17 protein-coding genes are annotated in these 21,617 nt (G+C 67.3%); 10 read left to right on the forward strand and 7 right to left on the reverse strand.

The genetic code is table 11. The annotated features are described in order from the left end of the window. Positions 1 to 4 precede the first annotated feature (4 nt). Genes QBE02_RS06550 through QBE02_RS06560 form a run of 3 tightly spaced genes read left to right on the forward strand, consistent with a single transcriptional unit; the run spans position 5 to position 2,975 of the window. Positions 5 to 1,066, forward strand: a complete 1,062-nt coding sequence (locus tag QBE02_RS06550) for a glycosyltransferase family 4 protein (protein ID WP_279367598.1) — start codon at positions 5 to 7, stop codon at positions 1,064 to 1,066. 37 nt (positions 1,067 to 1,103) lie between these two features. Beyond that, positions 1,104 to 1,985 carry a glycosyltransferase family 2 protein gene (locus QBE02_RS06555; protein ID WP_279367599.1) on the forward strand — a complete coding sequence of 294 codons (882 nt, stop codon included), beginning with the start codon at positions 1,104 to 1,106 and terminating at the stop codon, positions 1,983 to 1,985. A 48-nt stretch (positions 1,986 to 2,033) separates the two neighbouring features. Further along, positions 2,034 to 2,975, forward strand: a complete 942-nt coding sequence (locus tag QBE02_RS06560) for a UDP-glucuronic acid decarboxylase family protein (protein WP_056226823.1) — start codon at positions 2,034 to 2,036, stop codon at positions 2,973 to 2,975. A 167-nt stretch (positions 2,976 to 3,142) separates the two neighbouring features. Here QBE02_RS06560 and QBE02_RS06565 read toward each other — a convergent pair whose 3' ends face one another. After that, on the reverse strand, positions 3,143 to 4,426 hold the full coding sequence (locus tag QBE02_RS06565) for an ABC transporter ATP-binding protein (RefSeq protein ID WP_279367600.1): 1,284 nt from the start codon (positions 4,424 to 4,426) through the stop codon (positions 3,143 to 3,145). Beyond that, positions 4,383 to 5,159, reverse strand: coding sequence for an ABC transporter permease (locus QBE02_RS06570; protein ID WP_279367601.1), 777 nt, complete (start codon positions 5,157 to 5,159; stop codon positions 4,383 to 4,385). The genes QBE02_RS06565 and QBE02_RS06570 overlap by 44 nt, the downstream gene beginning before the upstream one ends. 286 nt (positions 5,160 to 5,445) lie before the next feature. On the opposite strand from QBE02_RS06570, the gene rfbA reads away from it, so the two are divergent. The 6 genes from rfbA to QBE02_RS06600 all read left to right on the forward strand — a co-directional run bounded on the left by rfbA (position 5,446) and on the right by QBE02_RS06600 (position 12,878). Then, complete coding sequence (gene rfbA, locus QBE02_RS06575; RefSeq protein WP_279367602.1) at positions 5,446 to 6,315, forward strand: glucose-1-phosphate thymidylyltransferase RfbA; 870 nt, start codon at positions 5,446 to 5,448, stop codon at positions 6,313 to 6,315. Positions 6,316 to 6,317: 2 nt separating this feature from the next. Then, positions 6,318 to 7,313, forward strand: a complete 996-nt coding sequence (gene rfbB, locus QBE02_RS06580) for a dTDP-glucose 4,6-dehydratase (RefSeq protein WP_279367603.1) — start codon at positions 6,318 to 6,320, stop codon at positions 7,311 to 7,313. Next, positions 7,313 to 8,725 carry a bifunctional dTDP-4-dehydrorhamnose 3,5-epimerase family protein/NAD(P)-dependent oxidoreductase gene (locus tag QBE02_RS06585; RefSeq protein ID WP_279367604.1) on the forward strand — a complete coding sequence of 471 codons (1,413 nt, stop codon included), beginning with the start codon at positions 7,313 to 7,315 and terminating at the stop codon, positions 8,723 to 8,725. Before rfbB ends, QBE02_RS06585 begins: the two co-directional genes overlap by 1 nt. Before the next feature lie 81 nt (positions 8,726 to 8,806). After that, positions 8,807 to 9,814, forward strand: a complete 1,008-nt coding sequence (locus QBE02_RS06590) for a GDP-mannose 4,6-dehydratase (RefSeq protein ID WP_279367605.1) — start codon at positions 8,807 to 8,809, stop codon at positions 9,812 to 9,814. Further along, positions 9,811 to 10,728 (forward strand): NAD-dependent epimerase/dehydratase family protein, encoded by a 918-nt coding sequence (locus QBE02_RS06595; RefSeq protein ID WP_279367606.1) that lies wholly within the window; start codon positions 9,811 to 9,813, stop codon positions 10,726 to 10,728. Before QBE02_RS06590 ends, QBE02_RS06595 begins: the two co-directional genes overlap by 4 nt. Before the next feature lie 53 nt (positions 10,729 to 10,781). Beyond that, positions 10,782 to 12,878 carry a glycosyltransferase family protein gene (locus QBE02_RS06600; RefSeq protein WP_279367607.1) on the forward strand — a complete coding sequence of 699 codons (2,097 nt, stop codon included), beginning with the start codon at positions 10,782 to 10,784 and terminating at the stop codon, positions 12,876 to 12,878. A 36-nt stretch (positions 12,879 to 12,914) separates the two neighbouring features. Here QBE02_RS06600 and QBE02_RS06605 read toward each other — a convergent pair whose 3' ends face one another. Further along, positions 12,915 to 14,627 carry a glycosyltransferase family 2 protein gene (locus tag QBE02_RS06605; protein WP_279367608.1) on the reverse strand — a complete coding sequence of 571 codons (1,713 nt, stop codon included), beginning with the start codon at positions 14,625 to 14,627 and terminating at the stop codon, positions 12,915 to 12,917. Between the two features lie 269 nt (positions 14,628 to 14,896). Here QBE02_RS06605 and QBE02_RS06610 point away from each other — a divergent pair, with 269 nt between their 5' ends. Next, on the forward strand, positions 14,897 to 16,057 hold the full coding sequence (locus QBE02_RS06610) for a glycosyltransferase (RefSeq protein ID WP_279367609.1): 1,161 nt from the start codon (positions 14,897 to 14,899) through the stop codon (positions 16,055 to 16,057). Between the two features lie 89 nt (positions 16,058 to 16,146). Here the strand turns inward: QBE02_RS06610 and QBE02_RS06615 are convergent, their stop codons facing one another. From QBE02_RS06615 to QBE02_RS06630, 4 genes are all read right to left on the reverse strand, one after another. Next, on the reverse strand, positions 16,147 to 18,123 hold the full coding sequence (locus QBE02_RS06615; RefSeq protein ID WP_279367610.1) for a glycosyltransferase family 4 protein: 1,977 nt from the start codon (positions 18,121 to 18,123) through the stop codon (positions 16,147 to 16,149). 113 nt (positions 18,124 to 18,236) lie between these two features. Then, entirely contained in the window at positions 18,237 to 20,072 is a 1,836-nt protein-coding gene (locus QBE02_RS06620; protein ID WP_279367611.1) for a hypothetical protein, read from the reverse strand. Beyond that, positions 20,069 to 20,596 carry a hypothetical protein gene (locus tag QBE02_RS06625; RefSeq protein ID WP_279367612.1) on the reverse strand — a complete coding sequence of 176 codons (528 nt, stop codon included), beginning with the start codon at positions 20,594 to 20,596 and terminating at the stop codon, positions 20,069 to 20,071. The genes QBE02_RS06620 and QBE02_RS06625 overlap by 4 nt, the downstream gene beginning before the upstream one ends. 62 nt (positions 20,597 to 20,658) lie before the next feature. Further along, on the reverse strand, positions 20,659 to 21,594 hold the full coding sequence (locus QBE02_RS06630; protein ID WP_279367613.1) for a glycosyltransferase family 2 protein: 936 nt from the start codon (positions 21,592 to 21,594) through the stop codon (positions 20,659 to 20,661). Positions 21,595 to 21,617 lie beyond the last annotated feature (23 nt).

Below are 21,617 nucleotides of genomic sequence, written 5' to 3' on the forward strand. Positions count from 1 at the left end.
CGCGATGACCATCGCCGTCAACGGCCGCTTCCTCATCGACTCCTTCGGCGGAGTGCGACGCTTCGCGACCGAGCTGACCCACCACCTCGCCGAGTCCCGCGACGACATCGTGCTGCTGGTTCCGGCGTCAGCCGACACCTCCAGTGTGGAGGGGATCCGCACCGAGACGGTCGGGCGCCTCGCCGGGCCCGCGTGGGAGCAGCTCGAGCTGCCGCGCTGGCTGCGGCGGCACGGATCGCCGCTGCTGCTCAACCTGGCCAACATCGCGCCGATGACGTACCGCCACCAGATCACCGTTCTGCACGACATCGCCCCCGCCATCCGCCCGCAGGACTTCACGCTTCCGTTCCGCCTCCAGTGGCAGCTCGCGGTCCGTTTCGGCATGCTCCGTCGCGGACAGCGCCTCGTCACCGTCAGCCACGCCTCGCAGCGAGAGATCGCCGAACGGTTCGGGGTGGATCCCACCGGGATCGAGGTCGTCTACGAGGGGGCGGACAGCCTTCCGCTCACGCCGCGGCAGACGCCGCCCGGCGAGCGCCGCACGCGCGTGGTCGCCTTCGGACGCCACGGGGCCGCCAAGAACACCCGCGCCGTGATCGACGCCCTCGCCCTCCTGCCCGCGTCATCCGATGTCGACGTGGAGTTCGTGGGCAACCTCGACCCCGAGCTGGAGCCCCACGCGGCGTCTCGGGGCGTTGCGCCGGCGAGGATCCGATGGACCGGGCCGGTGAGCGACGACGAGCTCGCGGCCGCCTTCGCCCGGGCGGACGCGTTCGTGTGGCCGTCGCTGCACGAGGGCTTCGGACTGCCTCCCCTCGAGGCGCAGCGACTGGGGGCTCCGGTCCTGGCATCCGACATCCCCATCAACCGCGAGATCCTCGGCGATTCCGCGCGGTACTTCGCGCCCACGCAGCCAAAGGAACTGGCATCCCTCCTGTCGGAGATCTCCGACTCCCCCGCGCTCCGCGAGACCCTGTCGGAGGCGAGCCTCACCAACGCGGAACGCTTCACATGGGATGCCACGACCACCGCCTGGAACCGGATCATCGACCGCGACGCGCGCTGATTCCCGCACCGGGCTCCCCGACAGGCAGAATCGTCTGGTGAACATCGGATTCGTCGTGACGACCCTGGGTCGGTTGGACCCCCTCCGCGCCCTCCTCACCTCCCTCGAGGGGCAGCTGCGCGACGGCGACCACGTCGTGCTCGTCGCGCAGGGGGCGCAGGACGAGGTCGCGGCCCTCGCCGCGGAGTTCGCCGAGCGCGGCGTCGCCGTGTCGGCCACGACCTCCGGACGGGGTGCGTCGCTCGGCCGCAACACCGGGGTGGCGGCTCTCCCCGCCGGTGAAGCCGTCGTGACCTTCCCGAACGACAACACGACCTACCCGGCGGGCACCGTGGCCGCCCTGCACGACGCCGTCGACGACGCGACCTTCCGCGCCGGGGGGTTCACCTCGTGGGACGAGCGCGGCCCCAAGACCACGCTGCCCGAGCCGGGCACCCCTCTCGACAAGTACAACGTGTGGTCGGTGATCGAGATGGGGATCCTGATGCGCCGATCCCTCTTCGACGCCGTCGGCGGTTTCGACGAGCGGATGGGACCGGGGGCCTCGACACCGTGGCAGGTCGCCGAAGGAACCGACCTCCTGCTGCGCGCCCTGGCGCACGAGCCGGGTCTCGTCCGCGACTTCCGATGGCTGCCGGCATCCGTCCATGTCGACGGGATCTCGACGGGCTTCGGTCTCGGGGCAGCCGAGCGTCGCCGCAAGCTCCGCGCCTACGGTCGCGGCACGGGCCGTGCGTTCGCCGTGCACGGGTACCCCCTGTGGTGGCGGGCGGCGTTCACCGGCGCTGGTCTGCTCTACGGCGTCCGCAACCCCCGGCCGATCACTCTCTTGGACGGCTGGCCCATGTTCGTGGGGCGTCTCGAGGGCGCGCTGGGGAGGACGTTCGGGCAGGCCCGGATGGTGTCGGCCACCCGCTGATCGGGTCCTCCCCCGGGCACCGCCGACCCCCGCTGATAGGGTGGGGAAGTGTCATCCAGAGTTCTGATCACCGGCGGAGCCGGATTCATCGGGTCCCATTTGTCGGAACGCCTCCTCGCCGAGGGCAACGAGGTCATCTGCGTCGACAACTTCTTCACGGGCTCCCGCCGCAACGTCGAGCACCTCTTCGACAACCCGCGTTTCGAGCTGATGCGTCACGACGTGACCTTCCCGCTCTACGTCGAGGTCGACCAGATCTACAACCTGGCGTGCCCCGCCTCCCCCGTGCACTACCAGCACGACCCGGTGCAGACCACCAAGACGAGCGTCATGGGTGCGATCAACATGCTCGGTCTCGCCAAGCGCCTCCGTGTGCCGATCCTGCAGGCCTCGACCTCCGAGGTCTACGGCGACCCCGCCGTCCACCCGCAGACCGAGGACTATTGGGGCAACGTGAACCCCATCGGCACCCGCTCCTGCTACGACGAGGGAAAGCGCGCCGCCGAGACGCTCTTCTTCGACTACCGCCGCCAGCACGACCTGTCGATCAAGGTCATCCGCATCTTCAACACCTACGGCCCGCGCATGCACCCCAACGACGGCCGAGTCGTGTCGAACTTCATCGTGCAGGCCCTGCGTGGAGAACCGATCACCATCTACGGTGACGGCTCGCAGACGCGCTCGTTCTGCTTCGTCGACGACCTCGTCGACGGCATGGTGCGCCTGATGAACACCGACCACTCGGTGACCGGACCGATCAACGTCGGCAACCCCGGCGAGTTCACCATGCTCGAGCTCGCGAACGCCGTGCTCGAGATCACGGGCAGCACCTCGACCATCGAACACCGGGAACTCCCCCAGGACGACCCCAAGCAGCGCCAGCCCAACATCGACCTCGCCCGCCGCGAGCTCGGCTGGGAGCCGACGATCGCCCTGCGCGCGGGCCTCGAGCGGACGGTGGAGTACTTCCGCGGGGTGCTCGCCTCCTGAGCGTCGAAACCCTTGTGGCGCCGGTCATTTCGGATCCGTCGCCGCAAGGGTTTCGCCCCGAACGGGAGCACTCCCGACCACAACCGGGTGGGCGCGCGGGCAGCCGCAGGGCGAGCGCACGTCCCACGAGCGCGCCGGAGCGATGCCATCGACGACGGGTCCGCGGGTCAGTTCTGCGACACGCTCGCGATCGCGTGCACCATTCCTGACTGTCGGAACTCGCTGGGGACGAAGAACATCGTGCCTTGGAACAGCACTGACCACGGGGTGTCCCACGCGTCCGCGATCTCACAGTTGATGAAGTACTGCCCACCCGCGAGCGGGAGAGACCCGATCTCGTACCGGATCGTCGAGGTTCCCGCAGGTGAGGGCTGGTGAACGGTCTTCATCCGGCGGGTGCCGGTGCCGAAGACCTGATGACCCTGCGGGGTCTCGATGCTGATGCTCGAATTCCACTCACCGACGGACGCCTCGAACTCAACGTCGAGCTCGACGGTCACCGAGTCGCCCGGTTTGATCAGATCGACGACAGAATCTGACGCATCCAGGACGCGCACGGCCGTGACCTTCGCGGGGGCGGGGGTGACGGTCTGGATAGCGCCGTCTTCAGCGGCGTCCTCCTCGGCGCGCACCTCGCGGCGACGCCCCTCCAGAATTTCGCGGTGTACCTTCGTCGCCTCACCGACCGAGCCGGAGAAGGCCACCTTGCCATGACTCAGGACCACCGCGACGTCGCAGACCTCGGCGACCTGCTCGGGCGAGTGGGAGACGAGGATGATAGTGCGACCCTCGCGCTGGAACTGACGGATCTTGTCCATGCACTTCCGCTGGAAGACTTCATCGCCCACCGCGAGTACCTCATCGACGAGAAGGATGTCGGGGTCCGTGTGGATCGCCACCGAGAACGCTAGACGCACGTACATCCCCGAGGAGTAGAACTTCACCTGGGTGTCGATGAATTCGCTGATCTCTGAGAACGCGACGATGCTGTCGAAGCGCTCGTCGGTTTCTTCCTTCGACATCCCGAGGATGGCGGCGTTCAGGTAGATGTTGTCTCGCCCCGTTAGGTCCGGGTGGAATCCCGCACCCAGCTCGAGCAACGCGGCGAGACGCCCACGACGCATGATGCGCCCTTCGCTGGGATCGATGATCCCGCCGATGAGCTTGAGGAGCGTGCTCTTGCCCGAGCCGTTGCTGCCCATCAGGCCGATGGAGCTGCCGGCGCGGATCGCGAAGGACACGCCCTTCAACGCTTCGAATCTCTCCTCGTGCACGCGCCCTCTCTTGCCGAGGGTGACGACGCGCTCCTTCAGCGAATTGTCCTTCCGGATGGTGAAGGACTTGGACACCTGGTCCACGACGACCACTTCGGGCATGTCGACCGTCTTGACGTTCTCGATACTCATGTCACAGCTCCTGGGCGAAGTTGCCCTGCAGGCGAGCGAAAACACGCTGGCACACCCACAGGAGCAGGATCCCGGCGAGGGTTGCGATCGCCATGCGCATCGCCATGTGCGGGGGGTAGTCGGCGGGGCTCCCGGCTGTCCAGAAAGCTCTATGGAAGCCGAGGACAGCCAAGGTGAGTGGGTTGTTCGTGTAGACCTCCAGGACCCACGCCGGGAGGTTGTATCGGGTCATGACGTCGTTAACCATGTTCCAGCCGTAGACGATAGGCGCGGCCCAGAGCGACAGCATCAGAACGATCTGCGTCAGGTACTGCACGTCTCGCAGGTAGACATTCAGCGCCGACAGCAGGATGCCGAAGGATCCGGCGAACAGCACGACCAGAAGAATGGACGGGATCGCATAGACGATCTCCCAGCCGAGCGGCGGCGCTCCGAGCACGAAGCACGCGACGACGAGGACGACCATCTGCACACCCGACGTGAACAGCGCCGACCCGACACTCGCCAGCGGGAAGATCTCGCGTGGGACGTAGACCTTCTTCACCAATCCACTGTTGGCAACGATGGAGCCCGTGGACGCCGAGAGCGTCTCGGAGTACAGAGCGTAGATCGTCAGACCGGAGAAGACATAGATAGCGAAGTCGGGGAGGCCACGCGCGGCCCCTAGGATCTCCCCCATCACCAGGTAGTACACGCACAACTGGACGATGGGGTTGATCAGGGTCCAGAGCAGACCCAACGCGCTGTCTTTGTACCGGGCCTTGATGTCGCGCCGCACGAGGAGGGCGAGGAGTTCTCTATGGGAGAAAACCGCACGGAACGAACTCCACGTGCCTAGGAATGATGTTCCTCCGCCGCCCGTCTGAACGAGGGATTCGCGAGAGAGCCGCTCGAAGCGCGCCCGGGCACTGTCCGTCAAAGTAATACTCAGGCTTTCGTCACTCGGAACTGAGGAGCCTCAGTATATGTGGCGCTCACTGTGAGGCCCCGGAGAGAGACGGCGTCTTCTCCCGCGCGCGACGCGCGCGCACAGCGCGGGGACCCCGGTGTGTAAGGATCACCGTGTGAAGGGAATCATTCTTGCCGGCGGTTCGGGGACACGGCTGCATCCGATCACCCTCGGGGTCTCGAAGCAGCTCATCCCCGTTTACGACAAGCCGATGGTCTACTACCCGCTGTCGACGCTCATGCTGGCCGGCATCCGGGACATCCTCGTCATCACGACCCCCCACGACCGCCCGTTCTTCGAACGCCTCCTCGGGGACGGTTCTCGTTTCGGCGTGAACATCTCCTTCGCGCAGCAGCCGTCGCCGGATGGACTCGCCCAAGCGTTCACGATCGGGGCCGATTTCATCGGCGACGACAAGGTCGCCCTCGTCCTGGGCGACAACCTCCTGTACGGCCCGGGGCTCGGGACGCAGCTCAAACGGTATTCCGAGGTCGAAGGCGGAGCGGTGTTCGCCTACTGGGTGTCCGAGCCCACGGCCTACGGCGTCGTGGAGTTCGACGACACCGGCCGCGTGGTGTCCCTGGAGGAAAAGCCCGCGATGCCCCGCAGCAACTACGCGGTGCCCGGTCTGTACTTTTATGACAACGACGTGGTCGAGATAGCCCGCGGGCTCGCTCCGTCACCGCGCGGCGAGTACGAGATCACCGACGTGAACCGGGCGTACCTCGACGCCGGCAAGCTCCGTGTCGAGGTGCTCCCCCGCGGGACCGCGTGGCTCGACACCGGCACCTTCGACCAGATGACGGATGCCGCCGACTACGTGCGCACGATCGAGCGACGCACGGGCATGCGTATCGGTGTACCCGAAGAGGTGGCGTGGCGGCAGGGATTCCTCACCGACGACGATCTGCGCGAACGCGCACAGTCGTTGGTGAAGTCGGGGTACGGCGGGTACCTGCTCGAACTCCTGGAAAGAGGGCGTTGACCATGCATCTCCTCGTCACCGGCGGCGCCGGTTTCATCGGCTCCAACTTCGTGCACCACGTCGTGGCGCACACCGACCACCGGGTCACCGTCCTCGACAAGATGACCTACGCCGGCAACCGCGCCTCGCTCACGGGACTGCCCGAGGACCGGGTCAGCCTCGTCGAGGGCGACATCGCGGACGCCGAGCTCGTCGACCAGCTCTTCGCCGAGACCGACGCCGTGGTGCACTACGCCGCTGAGTCGCACAACGACAACTCGCTGCACGACCCCCGTCCGTTCCTGGACACGAACATCATCGGCACGTACACGCTGCTCGAGGCGGCCCGCCGGCACGACCGCAGGTTCCACCACATCTCCACCGACGAGGTGTACGGCGACCTCGAAATCGACGACCCCGCGCGGTTCACCGAGAGCACTCCCTACAACCCCTCGTCGCCGTACTCGTCGACGAAGGCGGGCTCCGACCTCCTCGTCCGGGCGTGGGTGCGCTCCTTCGGCGTGCGGGCCACGATCTCCAACTGCTCGAACAACTACGGGCCTTACCAGCACGTCGAGAAGTTCATCCCTCGCCAGATCACCAACGTCTTGCGCGGCATCCGGCCGAAGCTGTACGGCGCCGGTGAGAATGTCCGCGACTGGATCCACGCCGACGACCACTCGTCCGCCGTCCTCACGATCCTGGACAAGGGCGAGATCGGCGAGACCTACCTCATCGGCGCCGACGGCGAGAAGAACAACAAGGATGTCGTGGAGCTGATCCTGAGGCTCATGGGGGAGCCCGCCGACGCGTACGACCACGTCACCGACCGAGCCGGCCATGACCTTCGATACGCGATCGACTCCACCAAACTGCGCACAGAACTCGGCTGGCACCCCGCCTACGGCGACTTCGAGGCCGGGCTGGCGGCGACCATCGACTGGTACCGCGCCAATGAGTCGTGGTGGGCACCCGCGAAGGACGGCGTCGAAGCGTTCTACGCCAGCAAGGGCCAGTGATGGCAACCGCCTTCGGCAAGCAGTTGGGCGTCACACCGACCGACATCCCGGGTCTCGTCGTCTTCGATCTCCCGGTCCACGGCGACAGTCGCGGGTGGTTCAAGGAGAACTGGCAGCGCGAGAAGATGAGCGCGCTGGGGCTGCCCGACTTCGGCCCCGTCCAGAACAACGTCTCGTTCAACGACGCCGTCGGCACCACCCGCGGCATCCACGCCGAACCCTGGGACAAGTGGGTCTCGGTCGCGACGGGCCGGATCTTCGGCGCGTGGGTGGATCTTCGCGAGGGACCGTCGTTCGGCGCGGTCTTCACCACCGAACTCGACCCGTCGCGAGCCGTCTTCGTTCCGCGCGGGGTCGGCAACTCGTACCAGACACTCGAGCCCGATACGGCGTACACCTATCTCGTCAACGACCACTGGTCACCCCGCGCCGAGTACTCGTTCCTGAACCTCGCCGACGAGACCTCCGCGATCGACTGGCCGATCCCGCTCGCCGACGTGGAGATCTCCGCCAAGGACCTCGCCCACCCGCGTCTGCGCGACGTGACGCCCATTCCCCCGCGAAAGATCCTCGTCGTCGGTGCGTCCGGTCAGCTCGGCCTCGCCCTCCAGCAGGAGTTCTCCGGGTTACCGCACGTCGAGTACGCGACTCGCGCGGACCTGGACCTCAACGACTCCGATATCGACGGCGCGCGTCGCTGGCGCGACTACGGCGTGATCATCAATGCCGCCGCCCACACCGCCGTCGACATCGCCGAAACGCCCGACGGTCGTCGCGCCGCGTGGGCCGCCAATGTGGCCGGGGTCGCGACCCTCTCCCGCATCGCGACCGCAAACGGCCTCACCCTGGTCCACGTCTCCAGCGATTACGTCTTCGACGGCGCCAGCGATCGGCCCTACCGCGAGGACGACCCCGTCTGCCCCCTCGGCGTGTACGGACAGACCAAGGCGGCGGGTGATGCGCTCGTCTCGACGGTGCCTCGGCATTACATCGTCCGGACCTCGTGGGTGATCGGTGAGGGCAAGAACTTCGTCCGCACGATGGCAGCGTTGGCCGACCGGGGCGTCGATCCGCGTGTCGTCGACGATCAGGTGGGACGTCTGACCTTCACCGGTGACATCGCGGCCGGTATCCGCCATCTCATCGAGAGCAACGCGCCCCACGGGGTGTACAACCTCACGGGAAGCGGCGAGCCGATGTCGTGGGCCGAGGTAGCTCGCCGAGTATTCGACCTCACCGGTCACGACAGTGCACGGGTGACGGGCGTCTCCACCGACGAGTACTTCGCCGCCGCCACCGCCCCGGTCGCCCCCCGCCCGCGTCACAGCGTGTTGGATCTGTCCAAGCTCGAGGCCACGGGCTTCCGGACGACACCGGCTACCGACTCTCTCGCGACGCTACTCGGGGTCTGACCCCGCCGGGGCGCACGTGCGTCGACGGGACCACTGCGCCCCGCCCAGTAGCATGGAACGAGCAGTTCGACTGGAGGCATAATGGCAGATTCCCGACGTGCATTGATCACCGGAATCACGGGACAGGACGGCGGGCACATCGCGAGCCTCCTGCATTCCAAGGGATACGAGGTGTTCGGGCTCATCCGTGGCCAGAATAACCCCCGCCGTGAAGCCACGCAGAGCGAGTTCCCCTACGTCACCCTGATCGAGGGCGACCTCACCGACCCGACATCGCTCGTCCGCGCCGTCGAGACGAGCGACCCCGACGAGTTCTACAACCTGGCGGCGATCAGCCATGTCGGCTACTCGTTCAAGAACCCGACCCTCACCGCAGACGTGACCGCGAAGGGCGTTCTCAACGCCCTCGAGGCCGTCCGCATCACCGGGCGCGCCCAGAAGACCAAGTTCTACCAGGCCTCCACATCCGAGATGTTCGGCGGTCTCGACTACAACCGGCCCGGTGCCGGATACAACGAGAACTCGCTGTTCCACCCGCGCAGCCCGTATGGCGTCGCCAAGCTCTACGGCCACTGGATCGCCAAGAACTACCGCGAGAGCTACGACATGTACGTCTCGTGCGGCATCCTCTTCAATCACGAGGGCGAGCGCCGCGGCGTCGAGTTCGTCACGCGCAAGATCACGCACGCCGTGGCCCGCATCAAGCTCGGCCTGCAGCCGCACATCGAGCTGGGCGACCTGTGGCCCAAGCGCGACTGGGGCTACGCCGGAGACTACGTCGAAGGCATGTGGCGCATGCTGCAGCACGAAACCCCCGATGACTTCGTCCTCGCGACCGGCGAGACCCACTCCATCGAGGAGTTTCTCACTCTCGCCTTCGCCGAGATTGGCGTCGACGACTGGAGGCCCTACGTCGTACAGAACCCCGCGTTCATGCGTCCCGCCGAGGTCGACATCCTGCTCGGCGACCCCGCCAAAGCCGAGAACGAACTCGGGTGGCGTCGCGAGGTCGACTTCCCGGGCCTGGTGGCGCGAATGGTCTCCCACGACCTGCAGCAGCAGTCGGCTCTGCTGAGCAACCCCGCGTGACCTTCACCCTCGCGATCACGGGGGCGAACGGATTCGTCGGCCCGCACGTCGCCCAGCTCGCTCAGCGAGCGGGAATGCGCGTGTGGGCCGCCGGCCGTGAGGCGGACCCGGCAGAGCGGCTCGCTCCGTTCTGCGACGCCTACTACGGAACCGACCTGACCGGTGAGTGGCCGTTCCCGATCGGGGTCGACGCGGTGGTGCACCTCGCCGGGCTCGCCGCCGTCGGGCGGTCCTTCTCGGAGCCGCAGCGCTACCTCGACGTCAACAGCTCGATCATGACCGTGATGTGCGAAACCCTTCTCGAGCGGTCCGAGGGCACACGCGTGGTCGTCGTCAGCTCGGGCGCCGTGTACGCCCCTCCGTCCGAGGGGAGATCGGTCGACGAGGCCCACGCCCTGGCCGCGACGTCGCCCTATGCCGTGGCGAAGATGCTCGTCGAGACCCTGGCCGAGTACTACTCGCGACGGGGCATCGACACCGTGGTGGCGCGTCCGTTCAATCACATCGGCCCGGGCCAGGGACCAGGCTTCCTCATCCCGGACCTGACGCAGAAGCTGCGGTCCGCGGTGCCCGGCGAGCCCGTGCAGACGGGCAATCTTTCCACCGCTCGCGACTACACCGATGTGCGCGACGTCGCGGCGGCCTACGTCACCCTCGCGTCGGCCTCGCTGCACGAACACGCGACGTACAACGTCGGATCAGGCCGGTCGCACACGGGCGCCGAGATGCTCGAAGCACTTGCCTCGGCGCTCGATGTGCCCGTTCCTCCCACGCGCATCGACGCGGGGCTGCTGCGTCCCGGTGACGTCGCGGACATCCGCGGTGACGCATCTCGCCTGCGCGACGAGTTCGGCTGGGCCCCCACCATTGATTGGCGTTCCTCGATCACCGACTACGTCGGCGCACTCGCATGACCCGCGTGCGGATCCCTCATCCCGCGACGCTCGCGCGCTTGAGCCTCCGGCGATTGAGGGGTTCCGCGTTCGCACGCCCGGTCGTTCACGCTCTCGACCGCGTCTGGTGGGCGCGGGTGATCCGTCGCGCCGACCTGATCGACGACGATCTGATCCGTGCGCAGGGGTTCCGCACCCGGCGCTCCGCGCTGCGCGCCTACGTGCGGGGCGGCTTCCGCACCGGGGTGACCCTGAACCCGCTCGCGATGGAACGCCTCATCGCCTCGCAGCTCTCCGATGTCGGTCGGGTCCCGGCGCTCTACGCCTATCTGGTCAACGACCCCCGTCGCATCCGCGTCAGCGTGAACTGGGACGCGGTGGGCTGGGCGGAGGCGCATCCGGAAGCCCTCTCCGACCCGGCGGGTCCGCTCGGCCACCGCTGGCGGCTCGCGCGGGCAGAGGGCCGGATCGCGCTCGGCACCGAGAAGGAGACGACGAGCGTTCCCTGGTCGACCGTCGTGTCGGCGATGGGACGCTCCGCGCGAAGAGAGCCGAGCGGACCGATGGCCTCGGCGTCGGCCGCGCGCATCGTGGTCTGCGAGGTGGGCAGAGACGAGCCCGACCTCGCTTATGCCCTCGACGCCGTGTTGGACACCGCGGCCCGCGCCGATACCGACCTCGTCATCGCCCTCGACAGTACCGAGGTCGAGTCGTGGCTCGCCTGCGCGCTGGTGGGGGCGTGGCACCCTCGGGTCCGCGTGCAGACCCGCGATACTCTTCGGCTCGACAGCCTCCCGGTGGCTCCAGACCGAGTGATCGTCGTGCGCGGTGCTGGTAACGAGATCTCGTCCGCCGATCTCGACGCTCTCGCGGCCGCTGGAGCCGAGGGGCCCGTCGCTCCGCTGTGGCTCGACGAGACCGGGGCGATCGCCTCCGCCGGACTCGTCGTCAGCGGCGGACGGTATCGGCACCTGCTGAGCGGCCACCCCGCCGAGGATGCGCAGGCGGCGGGCGAGTGGATCGCCGTGCCGCGCATCGCCGCCCCCACGTTTGCCCACCCCCTGGGAAGCAGCACCGACGGCCCGGCGCGGACGCTCCTGGGCGCCGTCGTGCGCGCTCCCCGCCTTCCTCCGCCGGTCGAGCCCGCGCCCGGGCCGGACACCGACCTGGACCCCTATCTGCGTCCGGCCGGACTCGTCGCCGTCGCGGGAGCGGGGGGAAGACCGCGCGTGGAACGCCGACTCCCCGACGCCACCTCGGCGGGAGCGACTCCCCGACTGAGATGGGCTCTCAAGATCGCAGCTCCCCCGGGCCGACCCGGGGAGTTCTGGGGCGACACGCACTTCGCCCGGGGATTGGCCGACGCACTTCGACGTCTCGGCCAAGACGTCGTGATCGACGCCTACGAGGCGCGGAGGCGTCCGTCCACACGACTCGACGATGTGGTCCTCGCCCTTCGAGGGCCTGAACCCATCGACGCTCAGGATGACGCCGTCTCCCTGCTCTGGGTCATCAGCCACCCCGATGAGTTGACCGCTGGTGAGGCGGCGAGCTTCGACGCGGTGTTCGCGGCATCCCGGTCATGGGCCCGCGAGACGAGCATCTCGTGGGGTCGAGAGGTGGGGACTCTGCTGCAGTGCACCGACACGCGGCGTTTCCACCCGCAGGAATTGCCGCGCACGTCGGAGCGGGTGTTCGTCGGCACTGCGCGCGGTATCGCCCGTCCGTCCGTGGTCGAGCCCCTGAAAGCGGGCCTCCAACTCAGCGTGTACGGCCCCGATTGGACCGGCTACATCCCTGCCCATACGGTGGTCGCGCGAAGCGTGCCCAATGCGGTACTGCCCGCCCTTTACGAGAGTGCCGACATTGTGATGAACGACCATTGGCCGGCCATGCAGCGGGCGGGCTTCATCTCGAACCGGCTCTTCGATGTCGTCGCCGCCGGCGGGCGTGCGATCAGCGACGAGGTGGACGGGATCGGTGAGATCTTCGGCGGAGCGGTTGCGACCTATCGCACGATCGACGAATTGCTGGCGCTGCTGCGCCGCCCTTCCGAGGAGGTGTTCCCCCCGCCCGAGGAACTCGCGCGCATCGGCGCCGAGGTGCGCGCGGCGCACTCCTTCGACGCGCGTGCCCGCACACTCCTCGATCGCGCGCTCGAACTGCGCTGACGCTCACCCGGGCCGAGCCGGAGCATCCGGGCCGGTTCAGGTCGCGGACGCAGAGAACGTCGCCAGAGCTCGCCCGAATTCCGCCGGCGCCAACTCGGCGATGCGTCGTGCGGTCGCATGGCCGTTGCTACGCACCTCCGACCAGACGCTGTCGATCGCGAGAGAATCGGCGAGCGAGCGGTCGAGCGTCTCGAGGGCGCCCGGGTCGAACCGTAGCGCGTTGTAGCCATCCAACACCTCGTGGCCGAGGACGGGCTCGTGAGGCAGGACGTACACAGCACCGCACGACATCAACGCGAGAGCGACGAGAGAGTTGCCGCGAGCCACGAAATCCACGATCACGCGCGGCCGGCGACCGATCACGGAGTCGAGATCGGCCTGCGAATCGATGTCATCGAGTGGCATCACGACGTGCGCGAACTCCCGGGCGGTCGCTCGAATTCGCTCGCGCTGGGACGCCGTCGCGCCGATGACCACGACGACCCTCTCGCTCTCAGCCGGCAACTCCCTCGGGGGAAGAGCCGGTGCCACGCGTGCCCGCGCCTCCCACGCCGTGTCGATCGGCAGCTGACGCTGGACCCAGGGGTTGGGGGCCACGTAGTCGAAGTCAGGACGGTATCCGGCGACGATCCGCGCTTGGAGCGCCGGGTCTTCGGGGTGGAACGCGCTCTCGACGCCCGGGAGGACGTACACGGGGAGTCCTCCCCCGGCGGTGGACAGCCAGACCGTCTCGGACGCCGTCCAATCGGCCGCGATGACGATTCCGCCGCCGTCGGACAGCCGCTGGATCAGTTCTTCGTCGCGTGCCGCATCGGAGACGCGGTGATACGACACGGCGCGGCCGGCCTGCGCGTCGCAGATGCGCCGCACGTAGGCCTCCCAGAGTGAGCCTGAGGCCGGACCGAAGACGATGTCGAGCGGGGCGTCTTCCGGCAGACGGCGCGTGAGGAGCTGATCCTCCCACCGCGCCCAGAAGCGCCGCATGGAGGCGAGCTCGCGGTGCCCTTGGCTGTACCCGCGGCTCGCGGATTCGTGGTGCACGAGCAGGGCTGCAGGCTGGTAGTAGCTGCGGATGCCGAGCTTCCACGCGCGCATCGCGTAGTCGACGTCTTCGAAACCCAGCCAGAACTCGTCATCGAGTCCCCCCAGACGATCGAATGCCTCGCGCGTGACATAGAGGCATGCCCCGGAGGCGCCACGATTGTAGCCGGCGACGTTGGCGACCGGCCGTGTCGCCGGCGCACCGGTGTGAAAATGGCTCCACCACTGCGGTGCATGCTGACGTGCGTGATAGTGCCCCGCGTACTGCAGGCGGCCGTCGGGGTAGACCAGGCGAGGGCTGACGAGGCCGATTCGGGCGTCGATCGCGTACGCGCTGTACTGCAGGATCTCGAGCCAGCCGGGCTGGGCGACGATGTCGCTGTTCAGCAGGATGATGTCGCCGGGGGCCTCGGACATACCGACATTGACCGTCCCGGAGAACCCGCGCCTCTCGCTTTTCTCGATGACGCGTACCCGCGAGTTCTCGAGCTGTCGCAGTTGGGCGACGACCTCGACGTCGATGTAGTCGTCGACGATGACGATCTCCCACTCGGCGTGCTCGCACGTGCGCTCGACGCTCGCGACCGCCTCCCGGATGAGGTCGACGTCGTTGTAACTGGGGATGACGATCGTGACCGGTCGGGCATTGTGCCGGAACCAGGCCCTCGCCGCCACCAGAGTCGTTTCGTCGGCTGGGCCGCCGATCATGTTGGCAAGATAGGAACGGCGGGTACGGCGGTCGCGGTACTTCCCCTTCCACGTCTCCGGCATCAAGCGGTAGAGGCGCCTGGCGGCGCCGTGAAGAATCTGCAACATGTCGGTCTACGTCCATCAGCGAGTCAGGAAACCCAATGATATCGATCACGAACGCGGACGTCGCCCGATCGCGGTTGCTGGTGGTCGCAACGGATGTCGTCGGCGAGCGCATGGCGGGCCCCGGTATCCGAGCGGTCCGAATCGCAGAGCAGCTGTCTCGCGTGTCCACGGTGACGCTTGCCGTGAGTGCGGGCGACGTGGCTTCGGTTCCGTTCCTGAGCACCGGACCATTCACCGTCCGCACCTACGGTGACGGCGATGAGCTGGTCGGCATGATGGGGGAGCACGATGTCGTCTACAGCCAGACCCTCGACCCTGACGTCATCACACGTGGCGCCGCGACAGGGGTCCGCTTCATCTTTGACCTGTACAACGCCCTCCCCGCCGAGGCCATCGGGGCTGAGAACATCGGGGGGTTCACCGATGCGCGACAGAAAGACCGCGTCTTCGACGATGTACTCCATCAGTTCCGAGTGGCCTTGCGCATCGGGGCATACTTCGTCACGTCGAACGACAGACAGCGCGATTTCTGGATCGGTTACGCGCTGGCATCCGGCGCTCTTCGTCCGAGCACCCTCCGCGGACGCGAGGTGGCCGACATCATCGGGCTCGCCCCGTTCGGTATGCAAGACGACGACCCGGTGGCCGAAAGATCCGCCCTACGCGAGGACTTCGGACTGCAGGATAAGGATTTCCTTCTCGTATGGGCCGGCGGCATCTGGGACTGGTTCGACGCCGAGACCCCGATTCGCGCCGTGGCCGAGCTCCGCGGCGAGGGCCATCCGGTCTGTTTGGCGTTCTACGGAACGACGCACCCGAACGAACTGATCGGGGCGCCGCCGTCGGTCGAGCGGGCGAAATCGCTTGCTCAGCGTCTCGGCGTGCTCGATGAGGGCGTGTACTTCGTCGATGGCTGGGTTCCCGCCGACGACCGTGCGGATTACCTCCTGGGGGCCGATGCCGCGGTATCGGCGCACCGGCCCTCATTCGAAACGCGTTATGCGTTCCGCACCCGGATCCTCGACCACTTCTGGGCTCATCTCCCCAGCATCGTCACCGAAGGGGACTGGTTCGCCGAGTACATCCGCGACGAAGACCTGGGGGTCGTCGTCGCGTGCGAGGACGTGGCGGCCATGAAAGCCGGCATCATCGAGTTGACGCACCGCCGCGTTCGACGCCGCGTGGGGCGTCACATCGACGCCGTTCGCGACGCCTGGAGATGGTCGGAAACAACCCGCCCACTCCGCATGGTGGTCGAGAACTGGGACGTCCTCCTCGTGCCCGGGGAAGCCACGGCCGAGGCTGCTGACGGTACGCCGTAGCGGCCGCGCGGTGCGCCCCCGAGGTTCTCATCTCGGGGGAGACCCCGCGGGACAGTGCCCATCCCTCGGGGTGAGCACCACGCCGCGGATCAGGTGGATTTCGACGACGACTGGTCGATGCCCGCGTCGCTGAACGGCTCCGCTGCGAGTCCGGAACTCGCGGCGCGCGAGTAGAACTCCGCCACGATGTCCAGCACGCGCGGCCAGCGGTACCGCTCCGCTGTCTCGAGACCGCCCTGCCGGAGACGTTCCCGTTCCTCCGGATCGGACCGGAGACGGTCGATAGCTGCCACGAGGGCATCGTCGTCGTCCTGCCCGACGACGATGCAGTTCTCGCCGTCGATGCAGAAATCGCGGTTACCGTGAGAATCCGTGGTGATGACGGGGCACCCGGCCGCCATCGCTTCGAGGACCGGGAGGCAGAAACCCTCATGGCGCGAGGTCTGAACGAACATGGTCGCCGTGTTGTAAAGCTCGTTCACATGGGGATCCAGCGGGCGGACGACGTACTCCGTCCGCTCGTCCTCGAGGATGTCGGGCTCCGTGCCGAACATCAGCAGCCGGGGGCGGCGCTCCCCCATCGCCCGCCACGCGCGAGCGGTCATGGCGAAGTTCTTCTGGAAGAACGACCGCCCGATAGCCAGCACCGTGTCCTCCTCGCGAGGGACTTCGGCGAGCTGATGGAAGACCGTCTCGTCATAACCGTGAGGCACGAGCGTCGCCGTCATGCCGATCTGCTCCAGCTCGCCGACCTGGTAGCTCGCCTCCGTGATGCCGAGGAACTCGCTCCGATAGCCCGCGACGACGGCTGCCTGGACGACCTGGTCGTCGGGGAAGAACCACGTCTCGAACTCCTGGATGAGATAGACGGGGAGGCCATGGTTGACCGATCCCAACCACACGATCTCGGCCGTCTCCCACCACGTCGCCACCTTGATGGCATCGGCATTGCGCAGGGAGAGCAGGAGATCGCCGTAACTGTCGAAGGTGCGGACGGGGACGTGGAGTTCGAACCAGGTGGGAGCCGTCTGCAACGACCAGATCTCGACGTCCATTCCCCGCTCGGCCAACCCGTTGGCGATCTGGAAAACCGCGCGGATCCCGCCGCTGATCGATGTGGCCGTCAGGACGAAGATCACCCGGACCCGCTCACCGTCCTCCGACACCGTACGCCGCATGAGCCACTCGCGAGCATCTGAGCTCACGGACAAGCTCGGGAGTGCTCTCACATCGAAGACGACGGGGCTGAAGCACAGGGTGCGGATGTTGCCCGCCCAGCCCTTACGCACGAGCTCCGCGACCTGAACGTCGAGCCGCGTACCGGACAGGTGGCGGGTGGGGACGTCTACACGGTCGAGCGCGAAGGAGGTCGCGTAGAAGCCATGGGCGGGGGCGGTAAGCACGTAGCGCGGAATGGAGTCCTGGCCGTAGTCCTTCACGCTGCTCGGACTCGGAACGTACTCGCCCTTGCGCCGATCGAACTGGAACCCGCTCGTGACCACACCGTCGACGCGGTAGGCGGGAGTGACGAAGCCGGTCTCTTTCTCCGGCTGGTACTCATGGGCTGCGAATTGCAGATGCATGAGCTCGGCGATCTCGGGAAGAGGTTGACCGGCGTCGAGCAGGAGGAGATCCCACCTGCGCCGTCGCCCGTGCATGTAGGCCAGAACCTCCGTCAGGTCGAACTCCGCCGCTCCCCGCACGCCGGTGCGGGTCCAGGTCTCGGCGGACAGGCTGCGCGTGAAGGGAACCGCCGCATCACCTACGAGGAAGTGAACGTTCATGCGGCCCGCGGTACGCGTCATCCACGCGCCCAGGGAAGGCGACGGGGTGCCGTACAGGGCGATCACCAGCTGGGGGCGGAAGATCGTGTACCAGCCTGCGGCACGTTGCGAGGTCAGAGCGGTGGAGATGCCGTTCGGAAACGTCAGCCCCTCAACGGCTCGCCATTGACCGAGCGCACGACGGCGTACGCGGAAGGCCCGAGGACCGAGCTCGACCAGGAGCGAGGCTTGGAACAGCGCCGCCGATACGCGCTCGATGAGGCGCGCGAGACGACGAGACACCGCGCGAGGCAACCGATCCAACATTCACGATCCTTTCGACCACAGACCACCCAAGTTTAGGTGGCATTGCGTGACGTCCCCGTCCCGGCCCCGGCGTCCCTCGTCCGGGACGGTCAGTACGCGGGGCCGATCTTCAGCAGAGCCAACGCTTCGCGACTGATGGTGAGGACGCGCGGCGAGGGTGTGCCCGCGACCTTCTGGAGCTGCGGCACGGAGGTGACATGGCGGTATGCGCCCCCCACGGCGTAGAAGATCCGCGTGTCATCGGCGGGGCGGATGAAAACCAAACCAGCACCCTCGGTCGTCACGGCCAGCGCGGAGCATGTGGACGGGTCGAGCGACGCGACGACGAAACCCTCGGCCGCCGCGGCAGTTGCGGGCCGCAGGGACCCCGAAGCCGCATAGAAGTTGCTCCCGCCGCACGAGACGAAGGGCTCCAGGTTGCCGATCTGCGGCCAGTTGAAAGCGGCCGAGGTGGGGACATTCGTGCTGAAGACGCCGGAGGGGAGGCCGAGTTCGGCAGCACGCGTCCAGGAGGGCAGATAGAAGAGACGACCGTCGCCCGTAGGCAGCCACACACGACTGTCACCGGCGAACATGATGAATTGGCCGTTCGCGAAACGGGTCTGCGTCGACACGCGGTAACGCGCCACGACCGAACCCGGGAGGAGAGCCGCATACGGCACGGTGCCGAGGTTGTACGTCGCGGCGACCGCGTCGTCATACATCGGCTGCATCTCGGAGCCGGCCATCCGGTAGACCGTCGCCGCCGAGTCGGTTCGTCCGAAAGGACTCATCGGCTTGCCCACGCTCAGGGACGCGAGGTCGGCGCCCGTCACGTCGATGATGAGATTCTGGCAATTCCCGCCCCAGAGGGCGATGAGCTCGCAGCTGTCGAAGTAGTGCAGCTCCCGCGAATCAAGGTAGTAGACGGCGCCTGTGGTCGAGTTGCGCACGTAGAGGCTCGCATCGCCGCCGTCCGCGAAACGGTCGAGGTACCCACGTGTCACTGCCGACGGATCGCCGAATGCCGCTTGCCACTGCGCCCACGCGTGGGGCGGCATGTGGTACCGACGGTTGCCGGACACGAGATAGATGTCGTTGGCCACGGAAACGATCCGGTGGTTCTGCTCGCGCGTCGATCCGAACCAGTCGGTGAAGGTGCGCCAGAAGTTGCGATTGCCGTAGGCCGAGCATCCGTCGCCCGTGCCGTAGAGGTTGTTCAGGGCCGCCTGGTTGGGTACGTAGGGGGTGTAGATGTAAAGGCCGGCGGTTGCGGCATTCTCGATGTACACGCGCTGCGTGCCGCACCCGCCATCGGGGTTGTACAGGATGTTGTTCCACCGACCGGACTGGTAACCCCACCACGTCGGATTGAGACGGTAGACCTCGAACTGACGCGCCGCGTAGTAGACCTGGTAGAAGAAACCGGCGGTCGCCTTGTCGCACGGGGCCGTGTCCGGGCATCCTTGGCCGGTCGCCGCGGAGTAGTTCCACGACGACGGAGCCGTCGAGGTGATGAGACCCTGCTCCTTCTGCAGCAGAACCAGAAGCGCCTTCTGGCTGATGCCGCAGGAGCGAGCGACCTTGTCGATGATGGTCGAGGCGCTCTCGTTCGCCGCACCGGAGTAGCCATTGCAGTACTTGTCGGCGGGCCTGTTGTCCGTGTTCTGCCGGTAATCCTTGACGCAGGTGTACCCCGACTGGCAGTTGCGCACCTGGCGTTCCATGAAAGCCTGGATTTCGGGGGAACCCATGGCGTTGCCGTCGTAGAAGACGGAATCGTCGATGATGTTGCCCGGGTTCCAGTCCGCGGCAGTGGCTGCCGCGGCGGAATGCACGGGGGCGATCGTGGCGGGGAGCGCGAGAGGGGCGGCCACGAGCAGAGCGAGCGCGCAAGCCCAGACCGCGATCATCGCCGCGAGGCGGCGGCGGGTGGGACGGATCACGAGGTCGGCTCGACCGTCGTCACCGCGGACGTGGCCGACGTGGTGCGCGACGAGTAGGTGACCTGGAAAGCCGGGTCGGTCGCGTCTCCGACGGCGATGGACATGAGACCGCAGTAGGTCACGTCCTTCCCTTCGTTCGCAGTGAAGTCGACCTTCGCCCCCGAAGACACCAGGGTGAGCGTGCACGTCCCACCCGACTCGGAGACCCCCGGCACCATTGCTGAGACCTCGAGGGTGCCGTCGCGGACCTCGGAAGTGATGATCAGAATCTGGCCGTTGTACGGAGCGTCCGTCGCTGCGGATCCCCCGTCAGTCGGGGTCGGCGAGGGCGTGCGGGTGGCCTCGGGCGACGTCGTGGGCGAGGCGGTCGACGCCGACGCGGTCTGACTCGGGGTGGGGGTTGCGGAGCCGGCAGCCCCGGCGCATCCGGAGAACGACAGAGCCCCGGCCAGGAGCAGCACGGGCAGCACGACGCGCGTGCGCCGGAGGGAGGACGGTACGGCAGCGTCGAAGGCGTTCTTCACGGCAACATTATGCGTGTGCGGGCGCAGACTCGCCTCCACCCACGCCGCAAGACACCAGGTCGTTACCGACGGACGACCCTGCGCCGCAGACGCCGCAATCGCGACCACAGCGGCTGATGCGCGTCGAGTTCCCGCCGGAGGTCGTCCCGTATCTCCTCGCGCATCCGGGCCGCGGTCTGTTGCAGACGCTCGTCGAGGTGCGCGGTGAGCTCCGTGTGCAGGGCAGCGAGGTACAACGGCAGCCCATCCCCCTCCCGCCCGATCCACTCCGCAAGTGCCCGGTCGCGCACCCGTGCATCGTCGGCGGCGTGCGCCTCGGTGAGCGCGAACATGCTGTTGGCGTCGAGACCGGCGGCATCCGGTCTCTGCGTCCAGAAAGCGAGCGGTTCTCCCGGGAGGAAGCCGATCCCGCCGTGCCGGAGGATCCGAAGATAGAGGTCCCAGTCCTCGACGGCGTCGAGGGATTCGTCGTACCAACCGATCTCGTCGTGGATCGACCGCCGGTAGAGCACGGAGATGGGGACGGCTCGATTGACGCTGAGCATCTCGGTCAGAGAGATGCGTTGCATGCCCGCCCAGAACGGTGCGCGCCCGACCTCGACCCACGCCCCGCCGCGCTTCTCTTCGTAGACGATCTCGGTCGGCACGGCGACGGCCGCGTCAGAGGTCGTCGCGTCGAGCCACGAGACGGTTCGGGCGAGGAATTCGGGATGCCAGCGGTCGTCGTCGTCATGAAGCACGACGTACTCGGTACCGGCTTCGCGAACGCCTCGATTCGCGGCGACGCAGCGCCCTCCCTCACCGTCGACGATGTGGAGGACGGAGACCTTGAATGCGGCCTCCGCGACGATCGCCTCGACCTCGGCGGGGTCTCCCCCGTCGTTCACCACGATGACCCGGTGGTCGGCGTAGGTCTGCGTGCCGATGTCGCTGAGCGCCCGACGGAGGAAGTCCGGCCGCCGCCGGGTACGGACGACGATCCCGACGCGCGCTGTCATGCTGTCGAGCATAGGGGCGCCCA

The organism is Microbacterium testaceum, from assembly GCF_029761935.1.
Classification (GTDB): Bacteria; Actinomycetota; Actinomycetes; order Actinomycetales; family Microbacteriaceae; genus Microbacterium; species Microbacterium testaceum_A.

What these genes read in the sequence shown, in the direction of transcription:
- rfbB (WP_279367603.1), top strand. Translation starts at nt 6,318, where the DNA reads ATGCATCTCCTCGTCACCGGCGGCGCCGGTTTCATCGGCTCCAACTTC.
- QBE02_RS06550 (WP_279367598.1), top strand. Translation starts at nt 5, where the DNA reads ATGACCATCGCCGTCAACGGCCGCTTCCTCATCGACTCCTTCGGCGGA.
- QBE02_RS06605 (WP_279367608.1), bottom strand. Translation starts at nt 14,627, where the DNA reads ATGATCGGCGGCCCAGCCGACGAAACGACTCTGGTGGCGGCGAGGGCC.
- QBE02_RS06590 (WP_279367605.1), top strand. Translation starts at nt 8,807, where the DNA reads ATGGCAGATTCCCGACGTGCATTGATCACCGGAATCACGGGACAGGAC.
- QBE02_RS06585 (WP_279367604.1), top strand. Translation starts at nt 7,313, where the DNA reads ATGGCAACCGCCTTCGGCAAGCAGTTGGGCGTCACACCGACCGACATC.
- QBE02_RS06630 (WP_279367613.1), bottom strand. Translation starts at nt 21,594, where the DNA reads ATGACAGCGCGCGTCGGGATCGTCGTCCGTACCCGGCGGCGGCCGGAC.